The 20,479-nt window shown below is 72.8% G+C and carries 21 protein-coding genes; 11 read left to right on the plus strand and 10 right to left on the minus strand.

The genetic code is table 11. The annotated features are described in order from the left end of the window. Positions 1 to 61 precede the first annotated feature (61 nt). From SMD11_RS32955 to SMD11_RS32985, 7 genes are all read right to left on the minus strand, one after another. Entirely contained in the window at positions 62 to 1,051 is a 990-nt protein-coding gene (locus SMD11_RS32955) for a transketolase family protein (protein WP_087929922.1), read from the minus strand. Beyond that, the gene (locus SMD11_RS32960; protein WP_087929923.1) at positions 1,048 to 1,899 is read right to left on the minus strand and encodes a transketolase; all 852 of its coding nucleotides are present in this window, start codon (positions 1,897 to 1,899) and stop codon (positions 1,048 to 1,050) included. The genes SMD11_RS32955 and SMD11_RS32960 overlap by 4 nt, the downstream gene beginning before the upstream one ends. Next, the gene (locus SMD11_RS32965; protein WP_087929924.1) at positions 1,899 to 3,053 is read right to left on the minus strand and encodes a M20/M25/M40 family metallo-hydrolase; all 1,155 of its coding nucleotides are present in this window, start codon (positions 3,051 to 3,053) and stop codon (positions 1,899 to 1,901) included. Before SMD11_RS32965 ends, SMD11_RS32960 begins: the two co-directional genes overlap by 1 nt. Continuing rightward, the gene (locus tag SMD11_RS32970) at positions 3,050 to 3,913 is read right to left on the minus strand and encodes a [LysW]-aminoadipate kinase (RefSeq protein WP_087929925.1); all 864 of its coding nucleotides are present in this window, start codon (positions 3,911 to 3,913) and stop codon (positions 3,050 to 3,052) included. Before SMD11_RS32970 ends, SMD11_RS32965 begins: the two co-directional genes overlap by 4 nt. Positions 3,914 to 4,007: 94 nt before the next feature. Continuing rightward, the gene (gene argC / locus SMD11_RS32975; RefSeq protein WP_087929926.1) at positions 4,008 to 5,039 is read right to left on the minus strand and encodes an N-acetyl-gamma-glutamyl-phosphate reductase; all 1,032 of its coding nucleotides are present in this window, start codon (positions 5,037 to 5,039) and stop codon (positions 4,008 to 4,010) included. Then, a complete protein-coding gene (gene lysX / locus SMD11_RS32980) occupies positions 5,027 to 5,914 on the minus strand; it encodes a lysine biosynthesis protein LysX (RefSeq protein ID WP_087929927.1) in 888 nt (295 codons plus the stop codon). Before lysX ends, argC begins: the two co-directional genes overlap by 13 nt. Further along, positions 5,911 to 6,075 (minus strand): lysine biosynthesis protein LysW, encoded by a 165-nt coding sequence (locus SMD11_RS32985; RefSeq protein ID WP_087929928.1) that lies wholly within the window; start codon positions 6,073 to 6,075, stop codon positions 5,911 to 5,913. The genes lysX and SMD11_RS32985 overlap by 4 nt, the downstream gene beginning before the upstream one ends. Before the next feature lie 346 nt (positions 6,076 to 6,421). Here SMD11_RS32985 and SMD11_RS32990 point away from each other — a divergent pair, with 346 nt between their 5' ends. From SMD11_RS32990 to SMD11_RS33020, 7 genes are all read left to right on the plus strand, one after another. Next, on the plus strand, positions 6,422 to 7,156 hold the full coding sequence (locus SMD11_RS32990) for a sulfotransferase family protein (RefSeq protein WP_199844007.1): 735 nt from the start codon (positions 6,422 to 6,424) through the stop codon (positions 7,154 to 7,156). A gap of 20 nt (positions 7,157 to 7,176) precedes the next feature. After that, on the plus strand, positions 7,177 to 7,728 hold the full coding sequence (gene cysC, locus SMD11_RS32995) for an adenylyl-sulfate kinase (RefSeq protein ID WP_087929929.1): 552 nt from the start codon (positions 7,177 to 7,179) through the stop codon (positions 7,726 to 7,728). Beyond that, positions 7,725 to 8,627 (plus strand): sulfate adenylyltransferase subunit CysD, encoded by a 903-nt coding sequence (gene cysD, locus SMD11_RS33000; protein WP_087929930.1) that lies wholly within the window; start codon positions 7,725 to 7,727, stop codon positions 8,625 to 8,627. The genes cysC and cysD overlap by 4 nt, the downstream gene beginning before the upstream one ends. Before the next feature lie 2 nt (positions 8,628 to 8,629). Next, on the plus strand, positions 8,630 to 9,916 hold the full coding sequence (locus SMD11_RS33005) for a sulfate adenylyltransferase subunit 1 (protein WP_087929931.1): 1,287 nt from the start codon (positions 8,630 to 8,632) through the stop codon (positions 9,914 to 9,916). Positions 9,917 to 9,924: 8 nt separating this feature from the next. Then, positions 9,925 to 10,719 carry a thioesterase II family protein gene (locus tag SMD11_RS33010; RefSeq protein ID WP_087929932.1) on the plus strand — a complete coding sequence of 265 codons (795 nt, stop codon included), beginning with the start codon at positions 9,925 to 9,927 and terminating at the stop codon, positions 10,717 to 10,719. Next, the gene (locus SMD11_RS33015) at positions 10,697 to 11,845 is read left to right on the plus strand and encodes an acyl-CoA dehydrogenase family protein (protein WP_087929933.1); all 1,149 of its coding nucleotides are present in this window, start codon (positions 10,697 to 10,699) and stop codon (positions 11,843 to 11,845) included. Before SMD11_RS33010 ends, SMD11_RS33015 begins: the two co-directional genes overlap by 23 nt. A 76-nt stretch (positions 11,846 to 11,921) precedes the next feature. Next, positions 11,922 to 13,049, plus strand: coding sequence for an acyl-CoA dehydrogenase family protein (locus SMD11_RS33020; protein WP_087929934.1), 1,128 nt, complete (start codon positions 11,922 to 11,924; stop codon positions 13,047 to 13,049). A 75-nt stretch (positions 13,050 to 13,124) separates the two neighbouring features. On the opposite strand, the gene pip is transcribed toward SMD11_RS33020, so the two are convergent. Further along, the gene (pip, locus tag SMD11_RS33025) at positions 13,125 to 14,090 is read right to left on the minus strand and encodes a prolyl aminopeptidase (RefSeq protein ID WP_087929935.1); all 966 of its coding nucleotides are present in this window, start codon (positions 14,088 to 14,090) and stop codon (positions 13,125 to 13,127) included. Positions 14,091 to 14,218: 128 nt separating this feature from the next. Then, positions 14,219 to 15,172, minus strand: coding sequence for a DMT family transporter (locus SMD11_RS33030; protein WP_087929936.1), 954 nt, complete (start codon positions 15,170 to 15,172; stop codon positions 14,219 to 14,221). 52 nt (positions 15,173 to 15,224) lie between these two features. Between SMD11_RS33030 and SMD11_RS33035 the strand changes: the two genes are divergently transcribed. Next, positions 15,225 to 15,749, plus strand: a complete 525-nt coding sequence (locus SMD11_RS33035) for a MarR family winged helix-turn-helix transcriptional regulator (RefSeq protein WP_087930881.1) — start codon at positions 15,225 to 15,227, stop codon at positions 15,747 to 15,749. Positions 15,750 to 15,893: 144 nt separating this feature from the next. Here the strand turns inward: SMD11_RS33035 and SMD11_RS33040 are convergent, their stop codons facing one another. After that, the gene (locus SMD11_RS33040; protein WP_087929937.1) at positions 15,894 to 16,250 is read right to left on the minus strand and encodes a zinc ribbon domain-containing protein YjdM; all 357 of its coding nucleotides are present in this window, start codon (positions 16,248 to 16,250) and stop codon (positions 15,894 to 15,896) included. Positions 16,251 to 16,544: 294 nt separating this feature from the next. Here SMD11_RS33040 and SMD11_RS33045 point away from each other — a divergent pair, with 294 nt between their 5' ends. The 3 genes from SMD11_RS33045 (at position 16,545) to SMD11_RS33055 (ending at position 20,422) form a co-directional block, all read left to right on the plus strand. Continuing rightward, positions 16,545 to 18,488 (plus strand): hypothetical protein, encoded by a 1,944-nt coding sequence (locus SMD11_RS33045; RefSeq protein ID WP_087929938.1) that lies wholly within the window; start codon positions 16,545 to 16,547, stop codon positions 18,486 to 18,488. Between the two features lie 96 nt (positions 18,489 to 18,584). Beyond that, positions 18,585 to 19,763, plus strand: a complete 1,179-nt coding sequence (locus SMD11_RS33050; protein ID WP_087929939.1) for a sensor histidine kinase — start codon at positions 18,585 to 18,587, stop codon at positions 19,761 to 19,763. Then, complete coding sequence (locus tag SMD11_RS33055) at positions 19,760 to 20,422, plus strand: response regulator (protein WP_087929940.1); 663 nt, start codon at positions 19,760 to 19,762, stop codon at positions 20,420 to 20,422. The genes SMD11_RS33050 and SMD11_RS33055 overlap by 4 nt, the downstream gene beginning before the upstream one ends. The last annotated feature ends 57 nt before the right edge of the window (positions 20,423 to 20,479 follow it).

Raw genomic sequence — 20,479 nt, forward strand, 5'->3', positions numbered from 1 at the left:
GGGCCCGGCCGCCGATCGGCGGCCGGGCCCCTGCTGTTCGTACCTTCTGTTCGTACGGGCGTCAGTGACGGGCCGGCGCCCGCCGCGCCCGGTCGGCCACCGCGGCGGCGGTGATGCCGTTGCGCTCCAGCAGATGCCGCTGCCCGCCCGTACCGGCGGCGAAGGAGTCACCCACCGCCACCCGCAGCACCGGACAGCCCACGCCCAGCTCGGCGACCACCTCGGCGACGGCCGAGCCCAGACCGCCGGCGGCCCAGTGCTCCTCGACCGTGACCACGGCACGGGTCGTCCGCGCCGCCGCCGTCAGCGCCGCGGTGTCCAGCGGCTTGACGGTGTGCATGTTGAGCACCGCCGCCTCGACGCCCTCCGCGGCCAGCTCCTCGGCGGCCGCCAGGGCGGCGAGCACCGGGTAGGGGCCGGTGGCGACCAGCGTGACGTCGTCTCCCTCGCGCAGCCGCTGGGCACGCCCCACGCGCAACGGCTCCGCGCCCGCCGGCAGGTCCTCGGTGGCCCCGCGGCCCAGCCGCAGGTACACCGGCCCCGGAATGTCCGCGCAGGCCCGCACCAGTTCCTCGGTGGCCGCCGCGTCCGCGGGCACCAGCACCGTCATGTGGGGCAGCATCCGCATCACCGCCAGGTCCTCCAGCGAGTGGTGCGTCGAGCCCAGGTGCCCGGCCGACAGCCCGCTGTGCGTGGCGGCGATGCGCACCGGCAGGTTGTTCAGCGCGATGTCCAGCTTCACCGCCTCCACCGCCCGGGTGGCGGCGAAGGTGGACATCGTGTTGACGAAGGGCACGCGCCCCGACTTCGCCAGCCCCGCGGCCACGCCCATCAGGTTCTGCTCGGCGATGCCCAGGTTGACGTAGCGGTCGGCGGCGGTGCCCCAGTCCACGCCCGAGAACAGGCCCGTGTCGCTGTCCAGGCACACCAGCCGCTCGTCCGCCGGCAGCAGCCCGGCCAGCACGTCGCGGTAGACGTCCCGGTTCGGCCGCGGCGGCGCCGCCCCGGTCCGTACGTCCGGGCTCCCCGGCTCGGCAACCGTCACGCTCATGCCGTCGTCTCCGTTCTCCTGCTCCGGGCCCGCAACACCGCGAGCGCACGCTTGTGCTGCCGGCCGGCCAGCCGGGCGTAGTGACTGCGGGCCTGGCCCTCGACGTACGGCAGGCCCTTGCCCTTGACCGTGCTCGCGAGGACGACCGTCGGCTTCCCCGGCACCCGCGGAGCGCCGCCGAGGGCCGCCCGCAGCGCCTCCGTGTCATGGCCGTCGACCTCCAGCACCGTCCACCCGAAGGCGCGCCAGCGGTCGGCCAGCGGCTCCAGGCCCACGGCGTCCTCCGTGGACCCGGTGATCTGGAGGCCGTTGCGGTCCACGACGGCCACCAGCCGGTCCAGCCGGTGCGCGGCGGCCGCCATCGCCGCCTCCCACACCGACCCCTCCTGGAGCTCGCCGTCGCCCAGCACCACGAAGCACCGGCGGTCGCTGCCCGAGAGCCGGAAGTCCAGCGCGAAGCCCACCCCCAGCGGCAACCCGTGTCCCAGCGACCCCGTGGGCATCTCCACCCCCGGCACCGCCGGGTTGGGGTGTGCGGTCAGTACCCCGTCCGGCGTCCCGTACGCCGCCAGCTCTTCCTCGGGGAAGAAGCCCCGCTCCGCCAGCGCCGCGTACAGCCCGATCGCGCCGTGCCCCTTGCTGAGCACCAGCAGGTCCCGGCCGGGGTCCTCCGGCTCGCCCGGGTCCAGGCGCAGCACCGAGTGGTAGAGCGTCACCAGGATCTCCACCATCGACATCGAGCCGCCCAGATGGCCGCCCTCCGGGTTGGCGCACATGTCCACGATCAGTTCCCGGACCCGCTGGGCGTGCTCCTCCAGCGTCCGCCCGTCCGCCACCGTCTCCGTCATCACGATCCACCGTCCGTAGTCACGACCGGCCGGGCCGGAAGGGACGGCACCAGCGACAGCTGGTGCCGCGGGCCCAGGCGCTCGCCCAGTTCCTGGAGCGCGTGGGTGAGCACATCGATGCCGCGCAGGAAGTCGCTGAGCGCGATGTGCTCGTCGTCGGCGTGGTCGAGCCGGCTGTCCCCGGGGCCGTAGGTGGCCATCGGGACGTCCCACTCCTCCGCCAGTGTGTTCATGTCGGACGTGCCGGTCTTCACCTTCATCACCGGCCGCGCCTGCTGCGCCCGGATGCCGGCGGACAGCGCCCGCACCACCGGGTCGGTACGGCCCACCCGGCACGCCGCCACCGAGTTGACGACCTCCAGCCGTCCCGGGAGCCGCTCGGCCAGCCGCTCCACCAGGCCCCGCGCGTCGTAACCCGGCGGCGTCCGGATGTCGAACTCCGCCTCCGCCTCGGTCAGGTCGCCGCGGATCGACACCAGCGTCGCCCCCGGCACGTCGAACCCGCCGTGACCCGCCTGCGGGCCCAGCAGCTCCAGCAGCACCGGCCAGGCCGCGCAGGCCAGTTCGGACGCCTTGGGGACCGGGTTGCTGGGGTGCGTCGGCGCGCACTCCACCCGGTAGCGCAGGTCGAGCTTGCCCTTGTAGCCCAGCACGGCGGTCTGCCAGCCGCTGGGCTCACCGATGATCAGCGCGTCCGGCGCGGTGTGCGTGCGGCGGATGTGCACCGCGCCCCGCGACAGCGGAGTCTCCTCCTCCACCGCGCCGACCACCACGATCCGGCCCCGGAAGTCCACCGCGTCGGCGGCCGCGCAGACCATCGCCGCCAGCGGCCCCTTGGCGTCCACCGCGCCCCGGCCGTAGAGCCGGCCGCAGTCGATGCGCACGGGGATGTCCCCGGGCACCGTGTCCATGTGGCCCAGCAGCATCACCGTGGGCCCGGCCCCGCGTGAGATCTCCCCGACCGCGTTGCCCGCCTCGTCCACGTACGCCGAGAAGCCCATCTCCCGCATCACCCCGACCAGGTGGGCGGCGAGCTTGCCCTCCCCGTAGGACGGCGAGGGGATCTGGAGCATGCTGCGCAGCAGCCCGATCGCGTACGGCTCCGAGCGGGCGCACGCCTGCCCGGCCTTGTCGAACCGGCTCTCCGTCGTCATCGCCCCGCTCCGATCGCGGCGTCCGGCGCGGCGACGGCCGGCCCGCCCTCCAGGACCACCTCGGTGGCCGCCCCGCCGAGCGCGGCGCGCACCGGGTCGCGGCGCCGCCCGTCGGCGATCAGCACCCGGCCCACCCCGCCCTGGAGCGCCTCCCTGGCGGCGACGAGCTTCAGGCCCATCCCACCGCCCGTGAACGGCGGTGTGCCCGAGGGCGCCACCGCGCACACCGGCAGGACCGAGCTCTCGTCGGCCGGGTCCGCGAGCACCCCGGGCGCCCCGGTGAGCAGGACCAGCGTGCCCGCGCCCAGACCCGCCGCGACCGCGGCGGCGGCCCGGTCCGCGTCGGTGTTCACCGGGTTCCCGTCCTCGGCCACCGCGGGCGGCGAGACCACCGGGACGTGACCGGCGGCCAGCAGGGTTCGCAGCAACGCGTCGTTCACCTCGGTGATGCGGCCGCTGTGGTCGTCACGGATCACGATCCGCCGGCCGTCGACGACCGCCCGGTGCGCGGTCTTGCGCCGCGCCCGCAGCAGCCCGCCGTCCAGGCCCGTCAGGCCCACGGCCGACACCCCGGCCGAGGCCAGCGCGGTCAGCAGCCGGGGCTTGGCCAGCCCGGCCAGTGCCAGGTGCACCACCTGGAGGGTCTCCGCGTCGGTGTAGCGCGCCGACACCCCGTCGGGAGCGGTGAGGCGGCGCGAGACCACACCCATCCGGGCGGCCAGCCCCTCGATGTCGGCCGAACCGCCGTGGACCAGCACGACGGGACGCCGCTCGCGGGTCAGCCCCGCGATGTCCTCGCACACCGCCAGCGGGTCGACGGCGGCGTTGCCGCCGCACTTGACCACGATGGTCTCTTGCATTCTCGTCCCCTGCCTCGATCGGCCTCGGCTTGGTCAGCGAGGTGCCGGTCCGGACGGCCGCCGCGTGCGGCCGCCCCGTGCTCAGTACGGGTGATCAGTTGGGGTGCAGACCGGTGAACTCCAGGCCGGTCTCCTCCGGCCAGCCGAAGCGCACGTTCAGGCACTGCACCGCGTTGCCCGCCCCGCCCTTGACCAGGTTGTCGAGCGCCCCGACCAGCGACGCGCGCTCCCCGTCCACCGCGAACCCCACGTCACAGAAGTTCGAACCGGAGAGGATCTTCGGCTCGGGCAGCCGGTACGCCCCGCGCTTGTGCGCCACGACGCGTACGAACGGCTCGTCCGCGTACGCCTTGCGGTAGGCCGACCGCACGTCCGACTCCCGCGTCCCCTCGGCCAGCCGCACCCGGCACAGCACCTGCACGCCGCGCACGGCCTCCACACCGGTCGCCGTCATCCGCACCGGCAGGCCCGTCGCCTGGGCGATCTCCGCCTCGTGCCGGTGCCGGGTCGGCGCGAACAGCCGCATCGCGCCACTGCGCTCGGCGTGCAGGTTCGACGACCCCGCCGAGACGCCCGACCCGCTGGACCCCGTCCGCGCGTCGATGTCCACCGGACCCTCGATCAGCCCGGCCTCGGCCAGCGGACGCACCGTCAGGATCCCCGCGGCCGCCATGCAGCCGGGCACCGAGATCCGGTCGGCGGTCCGCAGCTCGTGGCGGTGCCATTCGGGCAGCCCGGTGGTGAAGGAGCCGAGGAGACCGGGTGCGGTGTGCCCGGTCTCGTAGTAGTCGGCGAAGACCTCGGCGTCCCGCAGCCGGAAGTCGCCGGACAGGTCGACGACCGTGCCGGCCAGCTCCAGGTACCGGGCCATCCGCCCCATCGTCCGCTTGTGCGGCATGGCCAGGAACAGCACGTCGTAGGAGCCCGCGCGCTCCTCCAGCGCGTCGTGCGCCGCGAACGACAGCTCCGTCCGGCCCCGCAGGTTCGGATGCGGACCGTCCACCCGGCGCCCGGCGAAGGTGTTCGACGTGGCCAGCACGACCTCGACCCGGGGGTGGCAGGTCAGCAGCCGCAGCAGTTCACCGCCGATGTATCCCGAAGCACCCGCGACCGCTACTCGAAGCATGACTGCGACCTCGCAATAAGGTGATCGACGATGCGGTCGGCCACCGGGATCTCCGGCCCGACCGCACGCTGGAATCCCGAGAACTCCACGCCGTGGTTGACCTCCAGGACCAGGAGGTTGCCCTCGCCGTCCTCCACGAGGTCCACCCCGGCGATCTCGGCGTGCACACACTGCGCGGCCGTGACCGCGAGCTTCGCCAGCTCGGGGGTGAGCGGACAGCGCCGCGTCTCCGCCCCCCGGGCCACATTGGTGCGCCAGTCGGCGCTGCTGCGGTACGTCGCGCCCAGCGCCTCGTCCCCCACCACGACGACCCGGATGTCCCGGTCCGGCTTGGGGACGAGCTCCTGGACGTAGACGATGTGCGACACCGGCGAGGGCAGCGCGGCGATGTACTCCATCACCGTCTCCGCCACCTCCCGGTCGGGCAGCTTCGACACCAGCCGGCCCCACGAGCCGGTCAGCGGCTTCACCACCGCCGGATAGCCGATGACCTCCAGCGCCTCCAGGGCGGCCTCGGGGGTGAGCGCGAGCGCGGTGCGCGGCGTGGGCAGCCCGGCGTCGCGCAACGCCACCGACGTGCGGTACTTGTCCCCGCAGATGTCGACGGCCCGCGCCGAGTTGACCACGGTCGCGCCGGACGCCTCCAGGGCCCGCGCCGCGTACAGGGCGCGCGCCTGGCCGATCTCGCGGTTCAGCACGAACGGCCAGGGCGTGCCCGACTGCTGGAGCACCCGCCACAACGCCCGGCTGTCGACGAACTCGTACGGCAGCCCACGGCGTTCGAAGGCCTCCAGAACGCGCTTCTCATCGGCGCGCAGCCGCGAGGCGACGACCGCGAACGGCGCCGCGGACGCCGGGCGCGTGGCGGCGGTCACTCGCCCCAGTCCTCTTCGACGTCGGGGGCGAGCGCGACCTGGAGGGGATCCACCGTGAGGACCTCCAGCTCGCTGGAGCAGTCCCCGCACTCGATGATCTCGTTGACCTTGGGGGGTTCGGCGAGAGCCACGGAGCTCTCGCACTCGGGACAGATGACCATTCCGCTGTTCCTTTCCGAGACCACCCGGACCCGTCGCCCGGGCTCCGGTCTCCACCGGATCGCTGGACAGTAGATCCGTCCGACCACCGCGGCTGCGTCCATCGCGGTGATGAACGGGCTCCCGAACTCCGTTGACGCCCCACGGCACCGGGCCCAACGGGCGTCGACACGCGTCCCCGCCGGATCGACGCCACGTCGACACCCTGTCGCTCTTTGCCGTGCCGGGCCGCTCCGGCCTTTACACCGCTCGCCGGGGCGTGCGTTGCTTGCCCTCGCAGCGGCCCGCCGGCCGCGAGCCGGCCCGTGGAGACCCGCGGAGCACGTGGCGTCTGTGGAGGGAAATCCTGTGAGCGACCTCGGCACCCGACCGAAGATCCTGGCGCTGTGGAGCGCGCCGCGCAGCCGGTCCACCGCGTTCTTCCGCATGATGTGCGAGCGCGGCGACTTCCAGGTGCTGCACGAACCGTTCTCCTACCTCGCCGAGTTCGGGCAGGTGGAGGTCGACGGGGAACAGCGCCGCACGGAGGCGGACGTCCTCGCCGCCATGCGGACGACGGCCGGACGGTCACCGCTGTTCTTCAAGGACACCACCGACGAGCGCTACCCCGGCGTCCTGGCGGACCGGCGCTTCCTCGGCGAGGACGCCGCGCACACCTTCATCATCCGCCACCCGGCCGAGACCATCGCCTCCTACCACGCGGTCAACCCGGACGTACGACGCCACCAGATCGGCTTCGAGGCCCAGTACGAGCTCTTCCAGGCGGCCTGGGAGGCGACGGGCCGGACACCGGTGGTCATCGACGGCAACGACCTCGTCGAGAGGCCGGAGGCCGTCGTCGAGGCGTACGCGCGCGCCACCGGCATCCCGTACCTGGAGAAGGCCCTCAGCTGGCAGCCCGAATCCCGCAAGGAATGGCGGCCCAGCGAGCGCTGGCACTCCGACGTCAGCACCAGCAGCGGCTTCACCGCCGAGCGGCGCAAGCACGACGTCGACGTCGCGTCGCACCCCGTGCTCGGCGGCTACCTGGAGCACCACCTGCCGTTCTACGAGAAGCTCCGCGCCCACCGGCTGGCCGTGTGAACACGGGAGCGGGAACGGCGATGAGCGCACCGTCCGGCGCCGGCGGGGCGACCGTGTGGCTGACCGGTCTGCCCAGCGCGGGCAAGACGACGATCGCGCGGGCGCTGGCCGAGCGGCTGCGCGGCGAGGGGCGGCAGGTGGAGGTGCTGGACGGTGACGAGATCCGCGAGTTCCTCTCGGCCGGCCTGGGCTTCTCCCGGGCGGACCGGTTCACCAACGTGCAACGGATCGGCTTCGTCGCCCAGTTGCTCGCCTCGCACGGCGTGACGGTGCTGGTGCCGGTGATCGCCCCGTACGCGGACGCCCGGGAGGCGGTGCGCGAGCGCCACCGCGAGCACGGCACCGCGTATCTGGAGGTGCATGTGGCGACGCCGGTCGAGGTGTGCTCGGTGCGGGACGTGAAGGGCCTGTACGCGAAGCAGGCCGCGGGCGAGATCTCCGGGCTGACCGGGGTCGACGACCCGTACGAGGTTCCCGAGGCCCCCGAAGTCCGGATCGAAACACAGGGGACGAGCGTGGAGGAGTCGGCGGCCGTGGTGCACAAGGAGCTGGTGGGGAGGGGGTTGCTGTGAACCCGTACGCGCTGTCGCACCTGGACGCGCTGGAGTCGGAGGCGGTGCACGTCTTCCGCGAGGTGGCCGGGGAGTTCGAGCGGCCGGTGATCCTCTTCTCCGGCGGCAAGGACTCCATCGTCATGCTGCACCTGGCACTGAAGGCCTTCGCACCCGCGACCGTGCCGTTCTCCCTGCTGCACGTGGACACCGGGCACAATTTCCCCGAGGTCCTCGCCTACCGGGACCGCGTGGTGGCCGAACACGGACTGCGCCTCGAAGTGGCCTCGGTGCAGGAATTCATCGACGACGGAAGGCTGCGCGAGCGCCCGGACGGCACCCGGAACCCCCTTCAGACCCTCCCCCTTCTCGACGCCATCGAACGCCACCGTTTCGACGCGGTGTTCGGCGGTGGCAGGCGGGACGAGGAGAAGGCGCGGGCCAAGGAACGCGTCTTCTCGCTGCGCGACGAATTCGGCGGCTGGGACCCGCGCCGCCAGCGCCCGGAACTCTGGCAGCTCTACAACGGCCGCCACGCCCCCGGCGAACACGTCCGCGTCTTCCCCCTGTCGAACTTCACCGAGCTCGACGTGTGGCAGTACATCGCCCGCGAGAAGATCGAACTGCCCTCCATCTACTACGCGCACGAGCGCGAGGTCTTCGCCCGGGCCGGGATGTGGCTGGCCCCCGGCGAGTGGGGCGGGCCGCGCGAGGACGAGCGGGTGGAACGGCGTCTGGTGCGCTACCGCACGGTGGGGGACATGTCCTGCACGGGCGCGGTCGACTCCGACGCCGCGACGGTCGAGGCCGTCATCGCGGAGATCACGGCGTCGCGGCTGACCGAGCGCGGCGCGACCAGGGCCGACGACAAGCTGTCGGAGGCGGCGATGGAAGACCGTAAGCGCGAGGGGTACTTCTGATCATGACCACTGTCACCGAGACCTCCCTGCTGCGTTTCGCGACCGCCGGTTCCGTCGACGACGGGAAGTCCACGCTGGTCGGACGTCTCCTGCACGACTCGAAATCGGTCCTGGCCGACCAGCTCGAAGCCGTCGCCCACGCCTCCCGCAACCGCGGCCAGGAAGCACCCGACCTGGCACTGCTGACGGACGGGCTGCGGGCGGAGCGCGAACAGGGCATCACCATCGACGTCGCCTACCGCTACTTCGCCACCCCACGCCGCCGCTTCATCCTCGCCGACACACCCGGCCACGTGCAGTACACCCGCAACATGGTCACCGGCGCCTCCACCGCCCAGCTCGCCATCGTCCTCGTCGACGCCCGCAACGGCGTCGTCGAACAGACCCGCCGCCACGCCGCCGTCGCCGCCCTGCTGCGCGTCCCCCACCTCGTACTCGCCGTCAACAAGATGGACCTCGCCGGCTACGCCGAACCCGCCTTCGCCGCCATAGCCGACGAATTCACCGCCTACGCCGCATCCCTCGGCATCCCCGAAGTCACCGCCATCCCGATCTCGGCACTGGCCGGCGACAACGTGGTGGAAGCGTCCGCGCACATGGACTGGTACGCCGGTCCCACCGTCCTCGAACACCTGGAAGGCGTGGAGGTGGCCGCCGCCCCGGACGCCGAGGCGGCACGGTTCCCCGTCCAGTACGTGATCCGCCCCCAGACGCCCGCCCACCGTGACTACCGCGGCTACGCCGGTCAGATCGCCTCCGGGATCCTCGCCGTCGGCGACGAGGTCACCGTCCTGCCCTCCGGGCGGACCAGCACGATCGTGGGCATCGACGCGCTCGGTGAAGCCGTCGAGGAGGCATGGGCCCCGCAGTCGGTCACCGTCCGTCTCGCCGACGACCTCGATATCTCCCGCGGCGACCTCATCGCCCCCATCCGCACCGCCCCCGTACCCACCCAGGACGTCACGGCCACTGTCTGCCACGTCGCCGACAAGCCCCTGCGCGTGGGTGACCGCGTCCTGCTCAAGCACACCACCCGCACGGTCAAGGCGATCGTCAAGGACATCCCCTCCCGGCTCACCCTCGACGACCTCTCCCACCACCCCGACCCCGGAGAGCTGACCGCCAACGACATCGGCGAAGTCACCCTCCGCACCGCCGAACCCCTCGCCCTCGACCCCTACAGCCACTCCCGCCGTACGGGCTCCTTCCTCCTCATCGACCCCACCGACGGCACCACGCTCACCGCCGGCATGGCGGGCACCGCCTTCGCCGCTTCCCTCACGAGGTGACTTCCCGCATGGCTCCTACGCCGCGCCCGCAGCGCTGGCTGCTGCGCAAACCCAAGGGAGACGCGCCCACCCGGCTCTTCTGCTTCCCGTACTCCGGAGTCGGGGCGTCGATGTACAACCGGTGGCCCAAGCGGATCGGCCCCGCCGAGGTGTGCCTGATCCAGCTGCCGGGCCGGGAGAACCGCCTGCGCGACCCGCACTACGTCACGTACGAGCGGCTCGCCGGGCCGCTCACGGAGGCGCTGCTGCCCTACCTGGACCGGCCGTTCGGGTTCTTCGGGCACTGCGGCGGCGCCCTGCCCGGCTTCGCCACCGCCCTGCACCTCCTGCGGGAGGGGCTGCCGACGCCGTCGGCGCTCTTCGTCTCCTCGCAGGTCGCCCCGCACGACGGCCCCTTCGGCCGGTTCCTCGGCATGACGGACGACGAACTGGCCGTCGAGCTGGGCGAGCTGACCCGGGCCATGGGAGGCACACCGCACCCCGGCCTGATCGACATGAGCCTGGGCGTGCTGCGGGCCGACGTGGACGCCAACCGCGCCTACCACCTGCCCGAACCGGTCCGGCTGCCCTCCGTGGTGCACACCATCGGCTGGGACGCCGACCGGGAGATCAGGCCGGACCGGATGGGCGGCTGGGAGAAGTACGCCGAGCCCGGCCGGTTCCGTTCGACGGTCCTCCAAGGGGAGCACTACGCGTTCCTCGGCGCCCCCGGCCACCTGGTCGACGTACTCGCCACCGGAATGCGGCGGGCGCGGGACGAGCACGAGGGAGGTGGCACCGATGGATCTCGCGCCGACGCCTGAGCAACGGGCCTACCGCGACGAGGTGCGCGCGCTGCTCGACACCGACGAGGTGCGCGCCGAGACCGCCGCGATCCGTACCCGCCCCGGCACCGAGGGCGGCCTCCTCGGCGTCTACCGCAGGCTGGGGGAGCGTCGGCTGCTGGCGCCGAACTGGCCCCGGGAGTACGGCGGGAGCGGGCGCGGCATCGCCGAGAAGGCCATCCTCACGGAGGAGCTGATCGCCCACGGTGTGCCCGACATCGCGCACACCCTCAGCGTCGACATCGTCGGCCTGGCCCTGCTGCTGTACGGCACCGACCGGCAGAAGGAGCGGCTGCTGCCGCCGATCGCGCGGGGCGAGAGCGTTGCCGGGGTGCTGTTCAGCGAGCCGGACGCCGGTTCCGACCTCAGCGCCCTGCGGACCCGCGCCGAGCGGGACGGCGACGGCTGGCGGCTCTCGGGCCGCAAGGTCTACAGCGCCAAGACCCACCTGGCGGACTTCGCGCTGTGCGCAGCCCGGACGACCGAGTCGGACGTCCGCTTCCACGGCATCACCGTCTTCCTGGTGCCCCTGCGCACCCCGGGCGTCGCCGTGGAGCCGCTGTGGAACATCGGCGACGAGCGGTTCAACGAGGTGACGCTCTCCGGCATCCGCGTCACCGAGGAGGACGTGCTCGGCACCGTCGACGACGGCTGGCGGATCATCGGCGAGGTGCTCGGCCTGGAGCGCACCGGCATCGAGTTCCAGGCCAAGGCGCGCCGCTGGCTGGACGCCGCCCTGGAGCGGACCGGCACCGCCGGGCTCACCCCCGCCGAGGCCGGCCGGCTGGTGGCACTCGACGCCGACGTACGCGCGGCCCGGCTGCTGGCCTGGCGGTGCGTGGACGACCTCCACGCCGGGCGGAGCGACGAGGTGCGTTCGGCGATGGCCAAGTACTGGGCGGGGGAGACGGGCCGTGAGGTCGCCCTCGCCGCGTCCGAGGCGGTGGGCCTGGACGCCCTGCTGGCCGGGGACGACGAGGAGAGCCTGGGGCACGGCGTGCTGGAAGCGGCCTGCCGGGAGGCGCCCGGCCTCACCCTGGCCTCGGGGACGTCCGAGGTCATGCTCACCGTCATCGCCTCCGCCGGCCTGGGACTGCTCGCCTGAGCGGCCGGAGCCTTTTGGGCGCTTCGCGCGCCGGACAGAGCCGAGCCACCGAGAGAACCGGAGAGACCGGACCGCCATGGACGTCACACTCGCCGCGGAGCACCAGGAACTGCGCCGGCACGTCACCGAGACCCTGGGCGACGAGATCGCCCCGCTCATCCGCCGCATGGCCGACCGCCCCCGCCACGGTGCCGGGCCCGACGACAGCGAGATCCGCGCGCTGGTCTGGCAGGCGCTGCTGGGGACGGGCGCCCTGAGCCTCAACCAGTCGCCCGTCCCCGGCGACCGCCGTGGCCTGCGCGCCCTCGCCGTACTGGCCGAGCGGCTCGGCGAGGTCCTCTACCAGGGTCCGCTGCTGGACACGGTGCTCACGTCGGAGGCGCTGCTGCGCTGCGCGCCGGGGCCCGGACGCGACCGCTTCCTCAAGGAGATCGCCGGGGGCGCTTCCGTGGCCGCCGCGGTGCGCGACGGAGGCGTCCGCCCGTACGACGCCCCTCTCACGGCCGGCGCGGCGGGGGACACCGTCAGCGCCGAGCGGCGCTTCGTCGGCTTCGCGGCGGAGGCCGACTGGCTGCTGATCCCGGGCCTGACCGCCGACGGTGTCCACCGCACGGCCCTGGTACGGCGCGACCGGCCCGGCGTCCACCTGCGCAGGCACGAGGAGCTGGGCCGCGGCGAGCTGTACGCCGTGCGGCTGACGGACGCGCCGGTCGCCCTCTGGCTCACCCCCGAGGAGGACACGGAGGGCGCCCGGCACGAGCTGATCGCGTCCGCCCGTACCCTCCAGGCCGCCTACCTCGTCGGCCTCGGCCGGGGCGCCCTGCGGCTCGGCACCGACCGGCTCAAGGAGCGCCGGCAGTTCGGCGGCGCGCTGGCACGGCAGCAGGCGCCCGCCTTCCAGCTGGCCCGCCTGGCCACCCGGGTCGACGCCGCCCACCTGCTCACCCAGCAGGCCGCCTGGGAGGGCGACACCGGCCGCGACCACCGCCTGACCGCCGGCCAGGCCCTGGCCATGGCCGCCGAACTGGCCCGGGACACCGGCCGCGACGTGCTCCACCTGCACGGCGCGCACGGCATGCTGGACGCCGGCGACGCCCAGCTGTTCTACCGGCGCGCGACGGTGGAGTCACGGGTGCTCGGTTCGCCCGCCCAGGTGCGGGCCGACGTCCTCCCGCTGCTCCTGGCACGCCGCCCGGCGGACTGACACCGGGACGCGGGGCCCGTCACCGCGCGCGGGCGGAAGGGCGCGGCGACGGCACCCGGCGTGGTGCGGGGCCGGTCACCGGCCGCTCCGGCCGAACCGCGCGAGCGCTTCCAGGACCGCGTCCCGCATGGCGGGGCTGCCGGTGTGCCCCGAATCGTCGATCACTTTGAGTTCGGCGTCCGGCCACGCCTTGGCCAGCTCCCACGCGGTCTTCAACGGGCCGGCCAGGTCGAGCCGGCCGTGCACCAGGACCGCCGGGATACCGGCCAGCCGGTGTGCGTCACGGAGCAGCTGCCCGTCCTCGAGCCAGGCGTCGTGGGCGAAGTAGTGCGCGCAGATGCGGACGAAGGCCATCAGCGCGTCGTCGGGCTTGGCGCTGTAGTGGCCCGGACTACCGAGGGCCTCGTGGGCGATGACGGCGTCCTCCCAAGCGCACCAGTCCCGCGCCGCCTTGGCCCGGACGGCCTCGTCCGGGCCGTTCAGCAGCCGGTCGTAGGCCGCCACGAGGTTCCCGTCGCGGTCGGACGGCGGCAGCGCGTCACGGAACGCCTCCCACGGGCCGGGCAGCAGACGGCCCACGCCGCGGTAGAGCCAGTCGATCTCCTCCGGCCGGGTCATGGTCACGCCGGCGAGGACGATCTCGGAGACCCGCTCGGGGTGGCGCTCGGCGTAGGCGAGGATCAGCGTCGAACCCCACGACCCGCCGTGGAGGAGCCAGCGCTCGACGCCCAGGTGCTCGCGCAGCCGCTCCATGTCGGCGACGAGGTGGTCGGTGGTGTTGTGCGCGAGGCCGACGGCCGGGTCGGAGGCATGGGGACGGCTCTCACCGCAGCCACGCTGGTCGAACAGGACGATCCGGTAGACCTCGGGGTCGAACATCGTCCGGCTGCCGCGGCGCCCGCCGTTGCCGGGGCCACCGTGCACGCACAGGGCCGCCTTGCCGTCGGGGTTCCCACTGGTCTCCCAGTAGATCCGGTTCCCGTCGCCGACATCGAGGAGACCGTGCGCGTACGGCTCGATGGGCGGGAACGGCTGGGCCATGACGGTCCTCCTGACGGCGCGACGGGTCACCTGGTGAGGCTAGCCGACGGCCGGAGAGGTCTGCCGGTCCGCGGGTGTGCGGTCGGCTCGGCCGGCGCGCGTCCCGTCCTCCCCTCGCGGCGCGGTCCTCAGGTGGTGGGGGACTTGCGCCGGGCGCGGGAGGCGCGGAGGTCGGCGGCGTTGCCGCGGGTGTCGGGGTCCTCGTCAGGGGCGGAACGGGCGGGTGGCCGCCCGCTGCCGCGCCGGCCCGCGCGGACGGGCCGGCCCAGGGTGACTCCGGCCAGGACCAGGGCGAGTCCGCACAGCTGCCGGAAGGTCAGCACCTCGGCGGCGACCACCGTGCCGAGCAGCACGCCCGTGACGGGGTTGAGCAGTCCGATCAGGCCGACCGTTCCCGCGGGCAGGTGCCGCAGCCCGGCGAACCAGGCGGCGAAGGCCAGCGCGGTGGCGACCAGGGTGACGTAGCCGAACGCGAGGAGCGCCGACGGGGAGAGCGCCGGGGGAGGGCCCTCCACGACCGCGGCGGCGGGGAGCAGGAACAGGCTTCCCGCGGTGAGTTGCCAGGCGGTCGAGGCGAGCACATCGGTGTCGGCGCTCCACCGTTTGGCCAGGATGTGGCCGAAGGACGACACGAGCACGGCGGCGAGCGAGGCGAGGACCCCCGGCACGCTCACTCTCTCCGCCCCGGTGAGCAGCATGAGGCACACCCCGGCGAGCCCGATCGCGGCGCCGGTCAGGTGGGTGGCCCGCGGGCGCTCGGACACCAGGGGCCAGGCTATGAGCATCATCGTCAGCGGGGACACGGCCATGACGGTCGCGGCGACGCTCGTCGGCAGCAGCTGGGATGCGACGTAGACGAGGACGAAGAAGACGCTCACGTTGAGCAGCCCGAGCACCGCCGACCGCCACCACCACGCACCACGCGGCCGCTGCCGGGACAGGGCCAGCAGGACGAGGCCGGCGGGCAGTGCGCGCAGAGCGGCTCCGTAGAGCGGGTGCTCCGCGGGGAGGTACTCGTGCGTGACGAAGTAGTTGGTACCCCATGCCACCGGTGCGAGCGCGGTCAGCGACACCCAGCGCATATCAGCTTCCATGGAAGGTAATGTAACTTCCATGGAAGCTATCCTGGTGACCATGGAAGAAGACAGGCAGCCGATGGACCGTGTGGCACGCATCCAGGCCGACTGGCACCGGGAGCGGCCCGACCTCGACGTCACCCCGCAAGCGGTGATCGGCCGGTTGCACCGCCTGGCGGGCCGGCTCACCGAGGAGCTCTGCCTCGTGTACCGCCGCTACGGCCTCGGTGAGGGGGAGTTCGACGTCCTGTGCGCCCTGCGCCGCGCCGGCGAGCCCTACGAACGGGCGCCGGGCGAGCTCGCCGCGCACACCATGGTCACCACCGGCGCGATGACCAAGAGGATCGACCGCCTGGAGCGGGCCGGCCTCGTCACCCGCCGCCGCTCCCGCGACGATCAGCGCGGCCGGATCGTCGCCCTCACCGAGCCCGGGCGGCAACTGATCGACCAGGCGTTCACCGACCACATGCGCAATGAACGCCACCTGCTGGATCTCCTGACACCCGCCGAGGCCGAGGCGCTCGAAACGCTGCTCACGGCCTGGCTCTCCCGCATGGAACATCCGGCCGGCAGCGCTGATTGACGGGTCGCCCTGCTCCTGGCCCGCCGGCGGCGGCGGGCCAGGAGGCTCCGGGCGGAGTCGGGCGTAAAGACGGAAAGGCGGATCGGCAAGCGGCGAACGGCCGGGCTGCCGCCGTCCGGCGGCCCCGTGCCGTCGATATGCCGGTCAGGCCTTTCGGACCACGCTGGACTTGAGCTGCATCGCGCCGAAGCCGTCGATCTTGCAGTCGATGTCGTGGCCGTCCGTGCCGTTCACGAGACGGATGTTGCGCACCTTGGTGCCGGCCTTGATCCCGGTCGGGCTTCCCTTGACCTTCAGGCTCTTGACGACGGTGACCGTGTCGCCGTCGGCGAGCACGTTGCCGACCGAATCCTTGATCACACCGTCCTCGGTACCGGCGGCCTCGGATGCGGCGGCCGGGAGCGACCACTCGTGCCCGCATTCCGGGCAGATCAGGAGCGCGCCCATTTCGTAGGTGTACGCGCTGGAGCATTCGGGGCACGGGGGCAGGGTCTCGTTCACCGGAGGAGTGTATTTCACCTGCGGAAGGTGATCGACGAGCGAGCACGCCCGGACCGGGCGGCGGCCGGCGCCACCTGCTGGCACCCCCACCCGCAGAGGGAGCGCGACCCCCTCCCGCAGGAGGGGGTCGTGTGGACCGCGGGAGAAGCCGAAGGGCCTTTCGGGCGACGATTCCCCGCCGCGAGAACTGAAAAAATCCGGGCACCGGACCGGAAATTCTCGCACCCACGGCAGAGGCAAAGAATGAGAAATGCAGGACGCCGCCCCGTCATACCCCGCGTCATCACGACGGTCATGGCATCGGCCGTGGTATTCGCCGTCACCGGCGAATCCACCGCCCTCGCCGCCCCGCCGGACAAGCCGGGCAGTGCGGCCGTCGCCCCGCAGGCGCACGCCGACGAGTACACCCATATCGTGGTGGACAAGCGGCCCCGGGGAGAAGCGAATCCCGACGAATTGCGCGAGTCCCTGAACAGGAACGGCCTCCAGACCTCGAAGAACCGCTGGCTCGCGGAAGGAAAGGACGTGGAGACCGAACTGCGGAGGATGGGTTCGGGATACTCGAAACACGGGCACCACGAGCACGTCTTCATGTGGGATTCCACGAAAAAGGGCATCGAGGGCGGCAACGCCATCGAGGGCAACGGGGACGCCGTCCGGGTCAAGATCCGGTGGGACGCGCTGCAGAAGGACGGCAACTTCCTCAGCGGCACGCTCAAGGGGGACCACGGCGGCGGCCCGCTCGGCGGCGCGTCGACCAACGGCGCCTGGGCGTACAAGGGGGACATACCCCGGAAGTACCTGTTCATCGTGGGGGTCGACGACCCCGCCCACCCCGGCATGAGCCAGTGGCTCGCCGGGAAGGGCTGGCCCGACGGCACCGGCGTGTGCGGCACCGGCGGCGCGTCGGGCAGGGCGAAGCGTTCGGCCGACGCCTGCGGCATCGCGGCCGCCGACGATGCCAAGGTCGCCCGTACCCAGCGGGAACGCCTGCGCGCGCAGGGCGCCGACGTCGAGTACGTCACCTCCCTGGAGGAGTTCGAGAAGAACCCCAAGGCGCTGATGTCACCACTGCGCGAGACCAACAAGGTCCTCACCGGCGCCGCGGCCACCGAGCTCGGCGCGAAGGACTTCGAGACGTTCTCCACCCAGGTCACCGAAGCCCTCGGCCGTGACCTGACAGCCGTGCACGGACTCACCACCGACACGGGCCTGCTCGCGAAGGTGGGCCGCCAGGTCGGCCGGGCCGGCGAGCTGGGCGTCAAGATCCTGCCGTACGCGGGGATCGCCGCCACCGGCTACGCCGTCGCCGAGGACGCCAAGGCCGGGGACTACGGGAACCTCGCCTTCGACTCGGTCGCCGAGGGCCTCCAGGTCGCCATGGTCGCCCAGCCCGAGCTCACGCCGCTCCTCGAACCCGCCCTGCTGGCCGAGCAGCTGGCACAGCTCGTGTACGACGAGGTCGCCGGATGGATCGCGGAGCAGAAGCAGCTCGACCACGACCGCGGTCAGTGGAACGACGCAGTCAAGGACCTGGTGGCGCACCGTGACACGCAGTGGCGCGACCGCCTCGAAGGCCAGGCGCTCCAGGAACTCTTCCCCCAGCTCAACGAGAAGTTCAACCGCGTCCTGACGTCCGACGTGGTCACCCTCGGCAAGTGGGCCAAGGCCAAGAAGGCGGCCGTCTCCCGGATCGCCGAGAAGTCCCGGGCCGGCGCCGCCTCCGCCGAGGAGAAGCAGCGCATCAGCACGCACGAGTCCGCGCTGAAGAAGAAGATCGACGCGAAGATGTGGGAACAGCAGGACGCCCGCACCGAGCTCTACGCCCAGGAGATCGTCAAGGTCGCCACGGGGGCCTTCGCCGCCGTGCTCCAGCCCGGAAAGAACGGCAAGAGCGGTTTCGACACCTTCAACGACCACTTCGTCGACAAGAGCGCGAAGCCGTATCTGGACAAGCTGATCGGCAAGATCTCCGAGGACGAGTTCCGCGCCAGCGGGGCCAGGGAGTGGGGCCAGCGGGAGCTCAACCGCCGTCAGGCGCGCTGGAAGAGCATGACGGACGGCAAGCTCGCCGAGGTGCGCAAGGCCCTGTCCGGCGCGGGCCGGACCACGCTGTCCGGGGAGGACCTGCGGAAGATGCAGCAGCGGTACTTCCCGGCGAAGGAGGTCTTCCGCGACCCGGAGCGCGACCGGGAGCGGATCTTCCAGGAGCTCGTACGGGACCAGCGGAAGCCCTGAGGGGCCGCGGCGCCCGGCAAGGTCGACGGCGCTGTCCGGAGGATAGACTTCACCACCCATCCGGACATAGTGTGATCATCTGAAGGGTGCACGGGCATGGAGTGGTACACCGCGCTGTGCAACAGCCGGTGGAAGAACACCGTCCTGGCGGTGGTCTACGGCATCCCGCTCGTCGACATCGCGCTGGTCGTCCCGGACGCGGGGCTCGTCCCGAACCGGACCGCGGGTGTGCTGGTGTCCCTCGCCATCGCGGTGACCACGGTGTGGCGCGAACGCCTCCTCCTGCCCTACAGCGTGCTCTCCGCCGCCGGCGTGATGGTCACCGGCCATCTGCTGAGCACCACGGTGGCCTGCTACACCGCGGTCCGCGGGGGCCGCTCCGTACTGGCCGCCGGCCTGGTGCTCGTCTCCCTGGTCTTCGCGCTCGCGACGCCCGAGGCGCTCATCGCGCACGCCCCGCACCCGGAGGCCACCTTCTCCGGCGCCGCGGTCATCGTGCTCGTCCCCGTGCTCATGGGCTGCCTGGCCAAGGCCAACAAGAGGATGGCCGAGCTCACCGCCGAACGGCAGGCCAGGGAAGCCCTCCTCCAGGAAGGCCGGCTCCGCGAGGCCGCCCTGCGCCAGCGCGAACGGCTCGTGCGCGACATCCACGACGGGGTCGGGCGGCAGATCACCCTCATGGTGCTCCAGGCCGGAGCCATCGCGGTCCGCAAGGACGCCCCGGCACCCGTCAAGGACGGGTGCCGGGTCATCTCCGACGCGGGGCGCGACGCCGTCCACGCCCTGCGCGAGATCGTCACCCTCGCGAAGACGCCCGACCCCGGCGAGGTGCCGCCGGCCGAACGCCGGCACACCCTGGCGGACCTCGCCCCCGTGATCGGCCGCTACCGCGGCGGCGGCCGCCTGATCACCATCAATGTCCACATCTCCCCGGTCCCGCCCGACCCGGCCGCCCAGGACCTCGCCTACAAGGTCGTCACGGAAGGGCTGAGCAACGCCGCGCGCCACGCCCGCAGCGCCGCCGTCGACATCCGGATCCACCAGACCGGCACCGAGCTGACCGTCACCGTGTCCAACGGGACGCCGCCGCCGGACGGCGATCCGCTGCCCGGCACCGGCCACGGCCTGGCCTGGCTCCGCGAAGAGGTCCGGTCCGCGGGCGGCACCCTGACGACGGCCCCCGTACCCGGCGGGGGATTCGTCCTGGAGGCCCGGCTGCCGCTGTCCGGCGACGACACCCACCGCCCCGCTTCCCCCACCCCGGAGATCCCATGATCCGCGTCCTGATAGCCGACGACGACGCCCTGGTGCGCGCCGGGATCCGCGCCCTCGTGGAGGCCTCCCCGCAGATCACGGTCACGGGGGAGGCCCGGGACGGCCTCGACGCCCTCGACCAGGCCGGCCACTGCCGGCCCGACGTGGTGCTGATGGACATCGAGATGCCGGGCTGCGACGGCCTGGCCGCCACGCGCCGCCTCCTGGAGCGGCCCGACCCGCCCAAGGTCCTCGTCCTGACCACGTTCGGCATGGACGAGAACATCACCGCCGCGCTGCACGCGGGGGCCTCGGGATTCCTCCTCAAGCAGCTCAACCCGGAACAGCTCATCCACGCGGTGTGCACGGTCGCCGCCGGCGGCACGGTGCTCTCTCCCACCGTCACCCGGCAACTCCTCTCCCGCGGGACGCCCGTGCCCCGGCGTACGGCCGAGGCCCGCGCCCTGGTCGCCAGGCTCAGCGCACGCGAACGGGAGGTCTTCGCCTGCCTCGGCGAGGGCATGAGCAACGCCGGGATCGCCGAAAAGCTGTACATGAGCCCGTCCACCGTCAAGACCTACGTCTCCCGCGCCCTCACCAAGCTCGACGTCGACAACCGCACACAGGCGGCACTGCTGGCGTACGAACTCAACCTGTGTGAGACCGGCGGCAACCCGTAGACGCGTGGCCCCTGCCGTGCCGCGCCAGGCAACATGCGCGGGGTACGGGGCCACGGC

The organism is Streptomyces albireticuli, from assembly GCF_002192455.1.
Classification (GTDB): Bacteria; Actinomycetota; Actinomycetes; order Streptomycetales; family Streptomycetaceae; genus Streptomyces; species Streptomyces albireticuli_B.

What these genes read in the sequence shown, in the direction of transcription:
- SMD11_RS32955 (WP_087929922.1), bottom strand. Translation starts at nt 1,051, where the DNA reads ATGAGCGTGACGGTTGCCGAGCCGGGGAGCCCGGACGTACGGACCGGG.
- SMD11_RS32960 (WP_087929923.1), bottom strand. Translation starts at nt 1,899, where the DNA reads ATGACGGAGACGGTGGCGGACGGGCGGACGCTGGAGGAGCACGCCCAG.
- SMD11_RS32965 (WP_087929924.1), bottom strand. Translation starts at nt 3,053, where the DNA reads ATGACGACGGAGAGCCGGTTCGACAAGGCCGGGCAGGCGTGCGCCCGC.
- SMD11_RS32970 (WP_087929925.1), bottom strand. Translation starts at nt 3,913, where the DNA reads ATGCAAGAGACCATCGTGGTCAAGTGCGGCGGCAACGCCGCCGTCGAC.
- argC (WP_087929926.1), bottom strand. Translation starts at nt 5,039, where the DNA reads ATGCTTCGAGTAGCGGTCGCGGGTGCTTCGGGATACATCGGCGGTGAA.
- SMD11_RS32985 (WP_087929928.1), bottom strand. Translation starts at nt 6,075, where the DNA reads ATGGTCATCTGTCCCGAGTGCGAGAGCTCCGTGGCTCTCGCCGAACCC.
- cysC (WP_087929929.1), top strand. Translation starts at nt 7,177, where the DNA reads ATGAGCGCACCGTCCGGCGCCGGCGGGGCGACCGTGTGGCTGACCGGT.
- SMD11_RS33005 (WP_087929931.1), top strand. Translation starts at nt 8,630, where the DNA reads ATGACCACTGTCACCGAGACCTCCCTGCTGCGTTTCGCGACCGCCGGT.
- SMD11_RS33010 (WP_087929932.1), top strand. Translation starts at nt 9,925, where the DNA reads ATGGCTCCTACGCCGCGCCCGCAGCGCTGGCTGCTGCGCAAACCCAAG.
- SMD11_RS33015 (WP_087929933.1), top strand. Translation starts at nt 10,697, where the DNA reads ATGGATCTCGCGCCGACGCCTGAGCAACGGGCCTACCGCGACGAGGTG.
- SMD11_RS33020 (WP_087929934.1), top strand. Translation starts at nt 11,922, where the DNA reads ATGGACGTCACACTCGCCGCGGAGCACCAGGAACTGCGCCGGCACGTC.
- pip (WP_087929935.1), bottom strand. Translation starts at nt 14,090, where the DNA reads ATGGCCCAGCCGTTCCCGCCCATCGAGCCGTACGCGCACGGTCTCCTC.
- SMD11_RS33030 (WP_087929936.1), bottom strand. Translation starts at nt 15,172, where the DNA reads ATGCGCTGGGTGTCGCTGACCGCGCTCGCACCGGTGGCATGGGGTACC.
- SMD11_RS33035 (WP_087930881.1), top strand. Translation starts at nt 15,225, where the DNA reads ATGGAAGAAGACAGGCAGCCGATGGACCGTGTGGCACGCATCCAGGCC.
- SMD11_RS33045 (WP_087929938.1), top strand. Translation starts at nt 16,545, where the DNA reads ATGGCATCGGCCGTGGTATTCGCCGTCACCGGCGAATCCACCGCCCTC.
- SMD11_RS33050 (WP_087929939.1), top strand. Translation starts at nt 18,585, where the DNA reads ATGGAGTGGTACACCGCGCTGTGCAACAGCCGGTGGAAGAACACCGTC.
- SMD11_RS33055 (WP_087929940.1), top strand. Translation starts at nt 19,760, where the DNA reads ATGATCCGCGTCCTGATAGCCGACGACGACGCCCTGGTGCGCGCCGGG.